The following is a 722-nucleotide window of genomic DNA, read 5'->3' as shown; positions in this document are numbered from 1 at the left end:
TATCGCCGATCTCTACAGTTGCCTTACTAAAGGGTTTACATCAATAAAAGTAGACGACTATTTATAGTCTTAACAACATCGGTAAGAAACTAGATTGCTTGCTTTGCAAAGGTTATCCATAGTGTGGTTACATTGCTTGTGGTCACAGGAAGGGATAATCTTCGGTAAAAATAATGAATATGAAAGAGTTTTCCAGCGCAGTTGGGTTGTCGTCATACACGCTTCGATACTATGAAAAAATTGGCTTACTGAAACATGTCCACCGAAATAGCAGTGGGCACCGTGTCTACACCCATCGAGATATTGATTGGGTCAACTTCATCAAGCGGCTGAAAGAGACGGGAATGCCGTTAGAAGAGATTCAAGAATATGCTTCATTGAGGGAGATAGGCTCGCAAACGACTGCTGACAGACAAAAGCTTTTGGAAGTTCATCGAGATAATTTAATCGAACATATCCGACAACAAAATGAGCATCTGAAACGATTAGAAGAAAAAATAAATCTGTATAAAAGCGGAAAAGTACGTTGACTTAGAGTTCACTCTAACTTGTAAGGTGTGCGGGTATTCACTCAAAGGAGCACACAAAATGGAAAATACGCGATTTCAAACAGGGTTAGAGCAGTTATCAAAAATCGATGGAGAGGCTGGTCAAAAAGTTATCGAAAGCCTGAACGACATTTGCCCTGATTTAGCTAAGTTCACGATTGAGTACCCGTTTGG

General features: G+C 40.2%; 1 protein-coding gene and 1 pseudogene. Both read left to right on the top strand.

Going from position 1 to position 722, the window contains the following annotated elements:
- The first annotated feature begins 173 nt into the window (after nucleotides 1-173).
- A complete protein-coding gene (locus R7Q09_RS25490; protein ID WP_023623662.1) occupies nucleotides 174-530 on the top strand; it encodes a MerR family transcriptional regulator in 357 nt (118 codons plus the stop codon).
- Between the two features lie 58 nt (nucleotides 531-588).
- Nucleotides 589-722: pseudogene (locus R7Q09_RS25485) on the top strand (carboxymuconolactone decarboxylase family protein); the annotation flags it as partial.

Source organism: Vibrio sp. 2130-1 (assembly GCF_033339515.1).
This window is presented reverse-complemented; position numbering and strand designations above follow the sequence as displayed.

Excerpts from the sequence above, each read along its gene's own strand:
- R7Q09_RS25490 (WP_023623662.1), top strand. The coding sequence starts at position 174 with ATGAATATGAAAGAGTTTTCCAGCGCAGTTGGGTTGTCGTCATACACG.